Source organism: Streptomyces sp. NBC_00016, assembly GCF_045040885.1.
In the GTDB taxonomy this organism is placed as follows: Bacteria; Actinomycetota; Actinomycetes; order Streptomycetales; family Streptomycetaceae; genus Streptomyces; species Streptomyces coriariae.
The window spans coordinates 7,485,447-7,497,601 of the sequence record NZ_CP108304.1; the positions used below are offsets into that span (position 1 = coordinate 7,485,447).

Sequence of the window (12,155 nt, forward strand, 5' to 3'; positions counted from 1 at the left end):
GATTCCGTAACACGACGAAAACCTGAAGACGGTTCAACGCGGGAACAATCCAGCCAGCATCCGCACCCAGATCATTCAGGCACCTAGGAGCACCAGCCATGTCCGAGACGCAAGTGACGGCCGACCGGCCAGGTACCGCGCCACCCGCGGCGAACAGCGTCGACCGGTACTTCAGGATCTCCGAGCGGGGGTCCACCTTCGGCCGGGAGATACGCGGCGGCTTCGCCACGTTCTTCACCATGGCCTACATCCTTGTCCTGAATCCCATCATCCTGGGCAGCGCCAAGGACAAGTTCGGGCACCAGCTCGACGCCGTCCAACTCACCACCGCCACCGCCCTGGTGGCCGCGGTGATGACGATCATCATGGGCGTCGGCGGCAACCTGCCCCTCGCCCTAGCCGCGGGCCTCGGCCTGAACGCGGTCGTCGCCTTCCAGATCGCCCCGCTGATGAGCTGGGACGACGCGATGGGCCTCATCGTGCTCGAAGGCCTGCTGATCTGCGTGCTGGTGGTGACCGGTCTGCGCGAGGCCGTCATGCACGCCATCCCGCAATCGCTGAAGCAGGCGATCAGTGTCGGCATCGGCCTGTTCATCGCCTTCATCGGCTTCGTCGACGCCGGCTTCGTCAGCCGCATCCCCGACGTCGCGAACACGACCGTCCCCGTGCAGCTCGGCGGCACCGGAACCCTCTCCGGCTGGCCGGTGCTGGTCTTCTGCCTCGGTGTGCTGCTGACGATCGGTCTGCTGGCCCGCAAGGTCAAGGGCGCGATCCTGATCAGCATCGTGACGATGACGGTCCTCGCGATCGTCATCAACTCGATCGCGGACATCAAGTCCTGGGGCCTGACCACGCCCTCGTGGCCCGACAAGATCGTCGACACCCCCGACTTCGGGCTGATCGGTCACTTCAGCCTGTTCGGCGCCTTCGGCGAGACCAGCGTCATCACCGTCGTCCTGCTGATCTTCACCCTGGTCCTGTCCGACTTCTTCGACACCATGGGCACCGTCGTCGGCATCAGCGCGGAGGCCGGACTGCTGGACGAGAAGGGCGACGTGCCGGGCCTCGGCCGGGTGCTGCTCATCGACGGCGCGGCGGCGGTCGCGGGCGGCGCGGCCTCGTCGTCCTCCGCGACCTCCTACATCGAGTCGGCCGCCGGTGTCGGCGAGGGGTCACGCACCGGCTTCTCCAACCTGGTCACTGGCGGACTGTTCGCGTGCGCCCTGTTCCTGACGCCGCTCCTGACCATCGTCCCGCTCCAGGCGGCGGCCCCCGCCCTGGTCGCCGTCGGCTTCCTGATGATGACCCAGGTCAAGAACATCGACTGGGACAAGTACGAGATCGCGATCCCGGCGTTCCTCACCATCGCCGTGATGCCGTTCACCTACTCGATCACCAACGGCATCGGCGCGGGCTTCGTCGCCTACGTCGTCATCAAGACGGTGCTCGGCAAGGCGAAGGAGGTCCACTGGCTGCTGTGGGGGGCCTCGGCGCTGTTCGTCGTGTACTTCGCGATCGACCCCATCGAGCAGGTGCTGGGCGTGTAGTTCCCGGGGGCGACCCCGGACCCCCGGCCGGGAGCGGTTCCCGGCCGGGGATGCCGGTGCTCAGCTCCGCAGCGCCGCTTCCATCATCGCCTTCGCGACCGGCGCGGCCAGCCCGTTCCCGCTGACCTCGGACCGCGCGGCGTCGGACTGCTCGACCACGACCGCCACGGCGACCTGCTTGCCGGAGGAGTCGGACTTCCCGTACGACGTGAACCAGGCATACGGCGCCTTGCTGTTGTTCTCGCCGTTCTGGGCCGTGCCCGTCTTGCCGCCGACGGTGACGCCGTCGATGAGCGCGTTCGTGCCGGTGCCCTTCTCGACGACCGTCTGCATCGCCGACTGCAACTGCTCGGCGGTGGAGGAGCTGACGATCTGCGTGGTCGACGCCTCGTCGTCGTAGTCCTCGAGGACGTCGCCCCCGCCGTCGGTGATCTGCGAGACCATGTGCGGCGAGACGAGCTTGCCGCCGTTGGCGAGGGCGGCCGACACCATGGCCATCTGCAACGGCGTCGCGGTCACGTCGAACTGGCCGATGCCGGTCAGGGCGGTGGACGACTCGTCCATGCCGGACGGGTACACGCTCGGGTACGCCCGCACCGGCACGTCCTGGCTGTCGTCGTTGAAGCCGAACTTCTCGGCCGTCGCCCTGAGCTTGTCCTGCCCGAGCTGGACGGCCATGTGCGCGAACACGTTGTTGCAGGAGTACTGGAGCGCGACCCGGATCGTGGCGTTCTCGCAGGGCGCGGACGTGTTCTCGTTCTTCAGGACCGTGCGCGTGCCCGGCAGGGTGTACGGGTCCTCGCTCTCGGTCTTCTCGTCCACCGACGCGTACAGCCCGTCCTCCAGCGCGGCCGCCGCCACGACCAGCTTGAACGTCGAGCCCGGTGCCAGCGGCTGCCGCAGCGCCCGGTTGGTGAGCGGCTTGTCGGAGTCCGCGTTGAGCTTCTTCCAGGCCGTCCCGGCGGTGTTGGCGTCGGTCAGCGTCGACGGGTCGTACGACGGGGTCGACACCACCGCGAGGATCTGGCCGGTCGTCGGGTCGACCGCGACGGCCGCGCCCTTCTTGTCGCCGAGCGCGTCGTACGCCGCCTTCTGCACGTCCGGGTCGATCGTGGTGATCACGTTGCCCGGGTCGGCCCGCTTGTCGGTGACCGTGTCCAGCGCGGTCTTCAGCCGGGTGTCCGTGCCGTTGAGCAGGTCCGCGTAGATGCCCTCCAGCTGCGTGGGGGCGTAGCTCTGCGAGGCGTAGCCCGTCACCGCCGCGTACAGCTCGCCGTCGGTGTACGTGCGCTTGTATCTGAGGTCGCCGCCCGTGGTGACGGCCGAGCCGGTGATCGCCTTTCCGGCCACGATGATGTTCCCGAGCGGCTCCGCGTACGTCTCGATCGCGTTGCGCCGGTTGTCCTTGTCGTCCGCGAGTGCCCGGCCCTCGTAGAACTGCACCCAGGTCGCCCGGAGCAGCAGGGCGAACACCAGCAGCAGCGCGAAGACCGAGGCGCGCCTGATCGTCTTGTTCATTGCGAACAGAAAGACGAGCGGGAGGGGTGCGATCGTTCCCTTCCGCCCGTTTTCTCATCGGCCGTTCATCTGAAACCGGTTCACCGGGGCCCGTCCACTGCGGCCGGGCTCAGGCCTCCAGCCGCAGCACGATCTCCTCGATCTCCCCGCCCCGCGCGTTCGCGTAGCCGGTGGCCCGGGCGGTGGACCGGAAGCCGCACTTCTCCAGGACGCGCAGGGAGCCCGCGTTGTCGGCCGCCGCCCGCGCGAACAGCGGCCGTTCGCCGACCTCGGACACCAGCGCCCGCAACGCCTGCGTGGCGATGCCCCGGCCCCAGTAGGCGCGGTCCACCCAGTACGTCACCTCGCGCTCGCCCGGCTCCCCGTACACCGCCGCGCTGCCGACGACGTCCCCGTCGGCCAGGATCGTGCGCGGCACGGCCGACGAGGCGCGGATCCTCGTCCAGTGGGCGTCGAACGCGTCCCGGTCGGCCGGATCCTTCGCGGTGAACGCGGCCATCCGCAGGGACTCGGGGTCGTTCATCTGCCGGAAGAACACCGGCAGATCGCTGTCGTGGACCTGGCGCAGGGAGATCAGCATGTCTCAGAGCCTACGGGTGGCCAGCGTGAGCCGGTCGCGTGCGTCGAACAGCGCGTCCTTCACCAGCTGTTCGTGCGCGGGGGTGAGCCTCGCCACCGGCACCGAGCAGCTGATCGCGTCCCGGGCCGGCGTGCGGTACGGGATCGCCACGCCGAAGCAGCGCAGGCCCAGCGTGTTCTCCTCGCGGTCCACCGAGAAGCCCTGCTCACGGATCTGGTGCAGCTCCTCGATGAGCTTCTCGCGGTCCGTGATCGTGTGCTCGGTCAGCGCGGGCAGCGTCTCCGGCAGCAGCTTGCGGACCTGCTCGTCGGTGTAGGTGCTCAGCAGCGCCTTGCCCAGCGAGGTGGAGTGGGCGGGGAGGCGGCGCCCGACCCGGGTGAAGGGGCGCAGGTAGTGCTGGGACTGGCGGGTGGCGAGGTACACGACGTTCGTGCCGTCGAGCCGGGCCAGGTGGATGGTCTCGGTGGTGTCGTCCGAGAGCCGGTCCAGGGTGGGGCGGGCGGCCGCGACCACCTCGTCGCCGTCGATGTAGGACGTGCCGACCAGCAGCGCCCGCACCCCGATGCCGTACCGCGTGCCCGTCGCGTCCGTCTCCACCCAGCCCAGCTCCACCAGCGTGCGCAGCAGCATGTAGAGACTGGACTTGGGATAACCGACGGCCTCCTGGACCGACGCCAGAGAGTGCATTCCTGGGCGGCCGGCGAAGTATTCCAGCAGCTCAACCGTCCGCACCGCGGACTTGACCTGCGCCCCGCCCCCCGTCTCGCCAGCCGACATCGCCCTTGACCCCTTCGTTCGACGGGAAATACGCTCCGACAGCATATTCATCATCAGAGACAGCGTTCAGTATATCGAACGACCCTGGTGAATGAGCCAGTACCAAACGTGGTCAGAACCAAGCGTGGAGGGACCCGCGGTGGCAGCAGCACCAGTCTGGAGTGTCGACCCCCGAACCGGGAAGCAGCGTGAACAGGTTGCGGTGGAGGCCACGGCCCAGGAGGTCGACGCCGTCGTCCGCGCCGCCCATGAGGCGCGCGGCTTCCTCGCCGACCGTACCGTCCGCGCCGCTTTCCTGCGTTCCGCCGCCGACCGGCTCCAGGCGGCCAAGGACACGCTCGTGGAGGTGGCCGACGCGGAGACCGCGCTCGGCCCGGTCCGGCTGACCGGAGAGCTCGCCCGCACCTGCTACCAGCTGCGCGCGTTCGCCGACATCGTCGACGAGGGCGCGTTCCTCGACGTCGTCATCAGCCACCCCGACGACACCGCCACCCCGCCCATCCCCGACCTGCGCCGCTACAAGGTGCCGCTCGGGGTGGTGGCCGTGTACTCGGCGTCCAACTTCCCCTTCGCCTTCTCCGTCGCGGGCGGTGACACCGCCAGCGCGCTCGCGGCGGGCAACCCGGTCGTCGTCAAGTCCCACCCCGACCACCCGGGCCTGTCCGAGCTGGTCGCCAAGGTGGTGCGCACGGCCGCGGCCGAGCACGGCATCCCGGCGGGTGTGCTGGGCCTGGTCCACGGCTTCGAGGCCGGCGTCGAGCTGATCAAGCACCCGCTGGTCGCCGCGGCCGGCTTCACCGGCTCGATCCGGGGCGGACGCGCGCTGTTCGACGCGGCGGCGGCCCGTCCGGTGCCGATCCCGTTCCACGGCGAGCTGGGGTCGCTGAACCCGGTCGTGGTGACCGAGGCGGCCGCGGCCGAGCGGGCCGAGGCGATCGGCACCGGCCTCGCCGGGTCCATGACGCTGGGTGTCGGCCAGTTCTGTGTGAAGCCGGGACTGGTCCTGGTGCCGTCCGGCGCGGCCGGCGACGGACTGGTCAAGTCGCTCACGGACGCGGTGAGCGACACCGACGCGGGCGTGCTGCTCGACCACCGGATGCGCGACAACTTCATCGCCGGGGTGGCCGAGCGGGCCGAGCTGCCCGACGTGGAGTCGCCGGTCACGCCCGGTGCGGGCGGGGAGCACACCGTCAGCGCGGGCTTCCTGACCGTGCCGGCCTCCCGGCTGACCGCCGAGGGCGCGCACGACCTGCTGCTCGAGGAGTGCTTCGGGCCGGTCACCGTCGTGGTCCGCTACGACGACGAGGGCGAGGTCAAGGCGGTGCTGTCGCGCCTGCCCGGAAACCTCACGGCGACCGTCCAGCTGTCCGAGGGCGAGGCCGCGGGCGAGGGCCGGGGCGGGGAGATCCTCGCCGAGCTGACCCCGCTGGCCGGGCGCGTGCTGGTGAACGGCTGGCCCACGGGTGTCGCCGTCGCGCCGGCCCAGCATCACGGCGGGCCGTACCCGGCCACCACCTCCACGTCCACCTCCGTCGGCGGGACCGCCATCGAGCGGTGGCTGCGGCCGGTGGCCTACCAGAACGCTCCCGCGGCGCTGCTGCCCGTGGAGCTGCGGGACGAGAACGAGCTGGGGCTGCCTCGCCGGTTCAACGGGCGCCTGGAGCGGTAACGCTCCGCTCGGGTGCCGTCGAGGGGTGTCGTGGACCGTGCGCGGTGGATCGCCGGGTGCAGGCTTCCGGTGGCTTGTCGCGCCCACGCGGCGGAGCCGCACATCGATGCAGGCCCGCGCCCCTCGGGGCGCGGCTCCCCTGAGATGATGAGGCAATGGACGTCTCGCTTCCCGAACTGCCCTTTCCTCTCCGTACGTACGGGCCCGACGGGCACTGGTCCCATGAGCACGGGGTGCTCACCGGGTGGGCCGGGGCCCGGCAGGACCGGTTCGTGCCGCCCACCGGGGACGGGGTGGACCCCGCGGCCGACGCGCCCCGGCTGCTGGGGGCGCCGGAAGGGGACTTCCAGCTCATCGCACGCGTCACCGTCGGGTTCAACTGGGCTTTCGACGCAGGGGCGTTGTACGTCCACGTCGGTGAGCGGGCCTGGGCCAAGCTGTGTCTGGAGTACTCCCCGGACGTGGCCACCGTCTGCACGGTGGTCACCCGGGGACACTCCGACGACGCCAACTCCTTCACCGTGGAGGGGAGTTCGGTCTGGCTCCGGGTGAGCAGGACCGGCCGTGCCTTCGCCTTCCACGCCTCCCGGGACGGCAGACGGTGGACCTTCGTCCGCCTGTTCACACTGGGCGAGGAGAAGGAGACCGGCGCGGCCCTGGTCGGCTTCATGACGCAGTCGCCGATGGGCGAGGGGTGCGTCGTGACGTACGACCATCTCGAGTTCAGGACCGAGTGGCCGGACGACCTGCGGGACGGAAGCTAGCCGGCCGGAACCGACGAGAAGGCCCTCTCGTCCTCTCCTGCATGATCGGAGAACGCGTCATGGGTAACCGGGTGATCCGCACCGCCGTCCCCGCCGAGGCGGAGAGGGTCGCCGCGCTGCACGCGCGCGCCCGGGCCACGTACTACCCCGAGGGGATCCCGCAGGACGGCACCGACTGGCTCGCCGCCTGGCGCACGGCCATCGAGCGGCCCGACGGCCATGTGCTGTGCGTCGTCGAGCAGGGACGGCTCGTCGGCCTCGCGTCCTTCCGCACGCCGGAGGGCGCGCCCGTGCACACCGTCAAGCTGTTCCAGTTCCACGTCGACCCCGACCACTGGCGTTCGGGGATCGGCACGGACCTGCACACGGCCTGCGTCGAGCAGTGGCGGGCGGACGGGCGGCGCACGGCCGTGCTCGACGTGCACGTCGACAACGGGCGGGCCCAGGCCTTCTACGCCCGGCAGGGCTGGAGCCCGGACCCGGAGAACCCGCCCGGCGAGGGCGAGCACCACCTCTGGCTGAGGTACGCGGTGACCGGGGAACAGCCGGGGTGGTGACCGGGGAGTGGCCGGGGCAGTGACCGGGGAATGAAACGTCCTGCTTGAACGTTCATGCACTCGCCGGAGGGAACCTCCGTGCGGACCTCCCGCGGGGGAGCTCCGTACCCAGCCGCACGACCTGGAGAGAGCCGAGACATGCGCGTCGAGATCTGGAGCGACATCGCCTGCCCGTGGTGCTACGTGGGCAAGGCCCGCTTCGAGAAGGCGCTCGAGGCCTTCCCGCACCGTGACCAGGTCGAGGTGGTGCACCGTTCCTTCGAGCTGGACCCGGGCCGCGCCAAGGGCGACGTCCAGCCCGTACTGGCCATGCTCACCAAGAAGTACGGGATGAGCGAGGCGCAGGCGCAGTCCGGCGAGGAGAACCTGGGCGCCCAGGCCGCCGCCGAGGGCCTCGACTACCGCACCCGGGACCGCGACCACGGCAACACCTTCGACATGCACCGGCTGCTGCACTTCGCCAAGGAGCACGGCCGGCAGGACGAGCTGATCCAGATCCTCTACCGGGCGAACTTCGCCGAGGAGCGGTCCGTCTTCTCCGAGGGCGACGAGCGGCTCGTGGAACTGGCCGCCGAGGCCGGTCTCGACGCCGAGGCAGCCCGCGAGGTCCTCGGCGACCCGGCCCGCTACGCCGACGAGGTCCGCGCCGACGAGCGCGAGGCCGCTCAGCTCGGTGCGAACGGTGTGCCCTTCTTCGTCCTCGACCGCGCCTACGGCGTCTCCGGGGCCCAGCCCGCCGAGGTCTTCACCCAGGCCCTCACCCAGGCCTGGGGCGCCCGCTCCCCGCTGAAGCTGATCGACGACGGCGGCGCGCAGGCCTGCGGCCCGGACGGGTGCGCGGTCCCGCAGCAGTGAAACCCGCAGGTGAGAGCCGATCTATAAGTTCTCCTTAGCGGAATCACGTAAAAATCGGCAATGGACGAGGGGTTCCCGGGGTCCCACAGTGGACCCATGGAGACCTTCGAGAGCCTCGTCCGCGCCGAGTTCACCCCGAAGACCACATACCTGAACACGGCGAGCAACGGCCTGCTGCCGGCCCGTACCGTCGCCGCCCTGCACGAGGCGGCGGTGCTGCGCGCCGAGGGCAGGCCGCTCACTCCGCTGCACGAGGACGTGGAGGCCTGCCGGGCCGCGTACGCCCGGCTGGCCGGCGTCCCGGTCACCCGGGTGGCCCTGGGCGCCTCGGTCGCCGCGCACACCGGCGTGATCGCCGCCTCGCTCCCCGCGGGCGCGGAGGTGCTCACCGCCGAGGACGACTTCACCTCCGTGCTCAACCCGTTCCACGTCCGCGGGGACCTCAAGGTCCGCGCCGTCCCGCTGGAGCGGATCGCCGAGTCCGTCCGCCCCGGCACCGCGCTGGTCGCGGTGAGCGCCGCCCAGTCCGCCGACGGCCGGATCGCCGACCTCCCCGCCCTGCGCGAGGCGGCCAGGACGCACGGCGCACGCACCTACGTCGACTTCTCGCAGTCGGCCGGCTGGCTTCCGGCGGACGCCGACGCCCACGACTTCTCCGCCGCCGTCTCCTTCAAGTGGCTGCTCGGCCCGCACGGTGCGGCCTTCCTGGTGGTCCCGGAGGACTTCGGCGGGCTGTCACCCGTCCTCGCGGGATGGGTGGCCGGCGAAGAGCCCTGGGACAGCTGTTACGGCCCGGTGGCCGAACTCGCCCACTCGGCACGGCGGTTCGACCTGACCCACGCCCTGTTCACCTACGCCGGACTGCGCCGCTCCCTCGAACTGGTGGAGGAACTCGGGGTGGCGGCGATCGGCGCCCACGACCTCTTTCTCGCCGACCGCTTCCGCGCCGGACTCGCCGGGCTCGGTCATCGGCCCGTCGCCGCGCCCGGCTCCGCGATCGTCTCGGTCCCGGGACTCGGCTTCCGCCAGCCCGAACTGGCCGCCGCCGGCATCCAGGTCTCCGACCGCTCCGGCCATCTGCGCGCCTCCTTCCACCTGTTCAACACGCCGGCCGACGTCGACCGCCTGCTCAACGCCCTGTCGGCCTGAGGCTCCCGACGCCCGACAGGCCCGGACGCCCCCACCCGATCCGGGTGGGGGCGTCCGGGCCTGCCGACGCGGCCGGCGGGGGAGGACGGTTCACCGCACGGGGGTGAAGTCCCGCGCGCCGATGTACTCCGGCCGGCGGACCGGCGCCGCGAACGGCTCGGCGGCCGTGTTCTCCACGCTGTTGAACACGATGAACACATTGCTGCGCGGGAACGGCGTGATGTTGTCGCCGGAGCCGTGCATGCAGTTGCAGTCGAACCAGGTCGCCGAACCGGCCTTGCCCGTGAACAACTTGATGCCGTAGTCGCCGGCCATCGCGGTCAGCGCCTCGTCCGAGGGGGTGCCCGCGTCCTGCATCTGGAGCGACTTCTTGTAGTTGTCCTCGGGTGTCGCCCCGGCGCAGCCGAGGAACGTCCGGTGCGAGCCCGGCATGATCATGAGCCCGCCGTTGGTGTCGAGGTTCTCGGTCAGCGCGATCGACACGGACACCGTCCGCATGTTCGGCAGACCGTCCTCGGCGTGCCAGGTCTCGAAGTCGGAGTGCCAGTAGAAGCCCCCGGCCCCGAAGCCCGGCTTGACGTTGATCCGCGACTGGTGCACGTACACGTCCGAGCCCAGGATCTGCCGGGCCCGCCCCACGACCCGCTCGTCGCGGACGAGCGCGGCGAACACGGGACTGAGCTTGTGCACCTCGAAGACGGAGCGGATCTCCTTGGACTTCGGTTCGACGATCGACCGCCCGTCGGCCCGGATCTCCGGGTCGGCGACCAGCCGCTCCAGCTCCCGCCGGCAGACGGTGACCTCGTCGTCGCCGATCAACTGGTCGACGGCGAGGAAGCCGTCGCGCTCGTACTCCTGGAGGCCGGCCGCCGGGATCGGGCCCGGCGTGTCGGGGGAGCCCCAGACGACGGGGTCCTGGCGGGGTACGGACACCTCGGTGGTGCCACGGGTGGGGTAGAGATCGGTGAGGGTGGTCACGATGCTTACACCTCCTCGGGCTCGGTCAACAGGGGGTACACGCCGTTCTCGTCGTGGTCCTCCCGCCCCGTGACGGGCGGGTTGAACACGCAGATGCAGCGGAAGTCCTCCTTGACGCGGAGCGTGTGCCGCTCGTGCCCGTCGAGGAGGTACATGGTGCCGGGCGTGATGGTGTGCGTCCGCCCGGTCTCGTGGTCGGTCAGTTCGGCCGCGCCCTCGACGCAGACGACGGCCTCGATGTGGTTCGCGTACCACATCGACGTCTCGGTACCCGCGTACAGAATCGTTTCGTGCAGCGAGAACCCGACCCGTTCCTGGGCGAGCACGATGCGCTTGCTCTCCCAGGTGCCGGACGCCGCCCGCACATGCCGGTCGGTGCCTTCGATGTCCTTGAACGAACGGACGATCACGGTGGTGCGATGCCTCCTAGGTAGGGGGAAGGGACAGGTGCCCGAGGGCGTCAGACGGTCTCCCGTACGGCGCGGGCGATGACGCTGAGGCCCTCGTCCAGTTCCTCGGGGGTGATGGTCAGGGCCGGCAGCAGTTTGACGACCTCGCTCTCCGGACCCGACGTCTCGATCAGCAGCCCGAGCTCGAACGCTCGCTTGGCGACCCGCCCGGCCCGCGCCTTCTCGTGGAACTCCAGGCCCCACACCAGACCGCGGCCCCGGTACTCCTTGACGTCGGAGAGGTTCTCCTCGGTGATCGAGATGAGCCCCTGCTCGATCTGCTCGCCCCGTGCCCGGGTCTGCTTCTCCATCGCGGACCCGTCGGCCCAGTACGTCTCGAGGGCGGCGGTGGCGGTGACGAAGGCCGGGTTGTTGCCGCGGAAGGTGCCGTTGTGCTCACCCGGCTCCCACACGTCCAGCTCGGGCTTGAACAGGCAGAGCGACATGGGCAGTCCGTAGCCGCTGATCGACTTGGAGACGGTCACGATGTCCGGGACGATCCCGGCCTCCTCGAAGGAGAAGAAGGCCCCGGTGCGCCCGCATCCCATCTGGATGTCGTCGACGATCAGCAGCATGTCCTGGCGCTCGCACAGGTCCTTGAGCGCCCGCAGCCACTCCGGACGCGCGACGTTGATGCCGCCCTCGCCCTGCACGGTCTCGACGATCACGGCGGCGGGCTTGTTGAGCCCGGACCCCTGGTCCTCGAGCAGCCGCTCGAACCACAGGAAGTCGGGGACCTGGCCCTCGAAGTAGTTGTCGAACGGCATGGGCGTGCCGTGCACCAGCGGTACCCCGGCACCGGCCCGCTTGAAGGCGTTGCCGGTCACGGCGAGCGACCCGAGGGACATCCCGTGGAAGGCGTTGGTGAACGACACGATGGCCTCGCGTCCCTTCACCTTCCGCGCCAGCTTCAGGGCCGACTCCACGGCGTTGGTGCCGGTTGGGCCCGGGAACATGACCTTGTAGGGCAGGTCACGCGGCCGCAGCACCAGATCCTGGAAGGTCTGCAGGAAGGTCCGCTTGGCCACCGTCGACATGTCGAGCCCGTGCGTGACGCCGTCCCGCATCAGATAGTCGACCAACGCCCGTTTCAGCACCGGGTTGTTGTGGCCGTAGTTGAGGGATCCGGCACCGGCGAAGAAGTCCAGGTAGCGGTGACCGTCCTCGTCGTACATACGGCTGCCCTGCGCGCGGTCGAAGACCGCGGGCCAGCTGCGGCAGTAGCTGCGCACCTCGGACTCGAGGGTCTCGAACACGCTGAGGTCGGGCTGGGTGATGGTCACGACGAAACGCTCCTCGGAGTGGGGGTCGG

At 70.3% G+C, this 12,155-nt stretch carries 12 protein-coding genes; 6 read left to right on the forward strand and 6 right to left on the reverse strand.

Features of this window, described 5'->3' with window-relative positions:
• The first annotated feature begins 98 nt into the window (after window positions 1-98).
• Window positions 99-1,547 (forward strand): NCS2 family permease, encoded by a 1,449-nt coding sequence (locus OG933_RS33065; protein ID WP_405630508.1) that lies wholly within the window; start codon window positions 99-101, stop codon window positions 1,545-1,547.
• A 60-nt stretch (window positions 1,548-1,607) separates the two neighbouring features.
• On the opposite strand, the gene OG933_RS33070 is transcribed toward OG933_RS33065, so the two are convergent.
• From OG933_RS33070 to OG933_RS33080, 3 genes are all read right to left on the reverse strand, one after another.
• On the reverse strand, window positions 1,608-3,065 hold the full coding sequence (locus OG933_RS33070; protein WP_405630511.1) for a peptidoglycan D,D-transpeptidase FtsI family protein: 1,458 nt from the start codon (window positions 3,063-3,065) through the stop codon (window positions 1,608-1,610).
• A 109-nt stretch (window positions 3,066-3,174) separates the two neighbouring features.
• Entirely contained in the window at window positions 3,175-3,645 is a 471-nt protein-coding gene (locus OG933_RS33075; RefSeq protein ID WP_020130472.1) for a GNAT family N-acetyltransferase, read from the reverse strand.
• 3 nt (window positions 3,646-3,648) lie between these two features.
• On the reverse strand, window positions 3,649-4,422 hold the full coding sequence (locus OG933_RS33080; RefSeq protein ID WP_020130471.1) for an IclR family transcriptional regulator: 774 nt from the start codon (window positions 4,420-4,422) through the stop codon (window positions 3,649-3,651).
• A gap of 139 nt (window positions 4,423-4,561) precedes the next feature.
• Here OG933_RS33080 and OG933_RS33085 point away from each other — a divergent pair, with 139 nt between their 5' ends.
• From OG933_RS33085 to OG933_RS33105, 5 genes are all read left to right on the forward strand, one after another.
• On the forward strand, window positions 4,562-6,091 hold the full coding sequence (locus OG933_RS33085) for an aldehyde dehydrogenase (NADP(+)) (protein ID WP_078615756.1): 1,530 nt from the start codon (window positions 4,562-4,564) through the stop codon (window positions 6,089-6,091).
• Window positions 6,092-6,246: 155 nt separating this feature from the next.
• On the forward strand, window positions 6,247-6,855 hold the full coding sequence (locus tag OG933_RS33090) for a DUF1349 domain-containing protein (protein ID WP_054239216.1): 609 nt from the start codon (window positions 6,247-6,249) through the stop codon (window positions 6,853-6,855).
• A 41-nt stretch (window positions 6,856-6,896) separates the two neighbouring features.
• Window positions 6,897-7,412 carry a GNAT family N-acetyltransferase gene (locus tag OG933_RS33095; RefSeq protein WP_362520743.1) on the forward strand — a complete coding sequence of 172 codons (516 nt, stop codon included), beginning with the start codon at window positions 6,897-6,899 and terminating at the stop codon, window positions 7,410-7,412.
• A 138-nt stretch (window positions 7,413-7,550) separates the two neighbouring features.
• On the forward strand, window positions 7,551-8,267 hold the full coding sequence (locus OG933_RS33100; protein WP_405630517.1) for a DsbA family oxidoreductase: 717 nt from the start codon (window positions 7,551-7,553) through the stop codon (window positions 8,265-8,267).
• Window positions 8,268-8,363: 96 nt separating this feature from the next.
• Window positions 8,364-9,416, forward strand: a complete 1,053-nt coding sequence (locus OG933_RS33105; protein WP_362520748.1) for an aminotransferase class V-fold PLP-dependent enzyme — start codon at window positions 8,364-8,366, stop codon at window positions 9,414-9,416.
• A gap of 90 nt (window positions 9,417-9,506) precedes the next feature.
• On the opposite strand, the gene thpD is transcribed toward OG933_RS33105, so the two are convergent.
• From thpD to ectB, 3 genes are read right to left on the reverse strand one after another with little or no spacing between them, the layout of a single operon-like run.
• Window positions 9,507-10,394 (reverse strand): ectoine hydroxylase, encoded by an 888-nt coding sequence (gene thpD / locus OG933_RS33110; protein WP_362520751.1) that lies wholly within the window; start codon window positions 10,392-10,394, stop codon window positions 9,507-9,509.
• Between the two features lie 5 nt (window positions 10,395-10,399).
• The gene (locus OG933_RS33115; RefSeq protein ID WP_020130464.1) at window positions 10,400-10,804 is read right to left on the reverse strand and encodes an ectoine synthase; all 405 of its coding nucleotides are present in this window, start codon (window positions 10,802-10,804) and stop codon (window positions 10,400-10,402) included.
• Between the two features lie 50 nt (window positions 10,805-10,854).
• The gene (gene ectB, locus OG933_RS33120) at window positions 10,855-12,126 is read right to left on the reverse strand and encodes a diaminobutyrate--2-oxoglutarate transaminase (RefSeq protein ID WP_054239220.1); all 1,272 of its coding nucleotides are present in this window, start codon (window positions 12,124-12,126) and stop codon (window positions 10,855-10,857) included.
• Window positions 12,127-12,155 lie beyond the last annotated feature (29 nt).

What these genes read in the sequence shown, in the direction of transcription:
- OG933_RS33065 (WP_405630508.1), top strand. Translation starts at nt 99, where the DNA reads ATGTCCGAGACGCAAGTGACGGCCGACCGGCCAGGTACCGCGCCACCC.
- OG933_RS33070 (WP_405630511.1), bottom strand. Translation starts at nt 3,065, where the DNA reads ATGAACAAGACGATCAGGCGCGCCTCGGTCTTCGCGCTGCTGCTGGTG.
- OG933_RS33075 (WP_020130472.1), bottom strand. Translation starts at nt 3,645, where the DNA reads ATGCTGATCTCCCTGCGCCAGGTCCACGACAGCGATCTGCCGGTGTTC.
- OG933_RS33080 (WP_020130471.1), bottom strand. Translation starts at nt 4,422, where the DNA reads ATGTCGGCTGGCGAGACGGGGGGCGGGGCGCAGGTCAAGTCCGCGGTG.
- OG933_RS33090 (WP_054239216.1), top strand. Translation starts at nt 6,247, where the DNA reads ATGGACGTCTCGCTTCCCGAACTGCCCTTTCCTCTCCGTACGTACGGG.
- OG933_RS33095 (WP_362520743.1), top strand. Translation starts at nt 6,897, where the DNA reads ATGATCGGAGAACGCGTCATGGGTAACCGGGTGATCCGCACCGCCGTC.
- OG933_RS33100 (WP_405630517.1), top strand. Translation starts at nt 7,551, where the DNA reads ATGCGCGTCGAGATCTGGAGCGACATCGCCTGCCCGTGGTGCTACGTG.
- OG933_RS33105 (WP_362520748.1), top strand. Translation starts at nt 8,364, where the DNA reads ATGGAGACCTTCGAGAGCCTCGTCCGCGCCGAGTTCACCCCGAAGACC.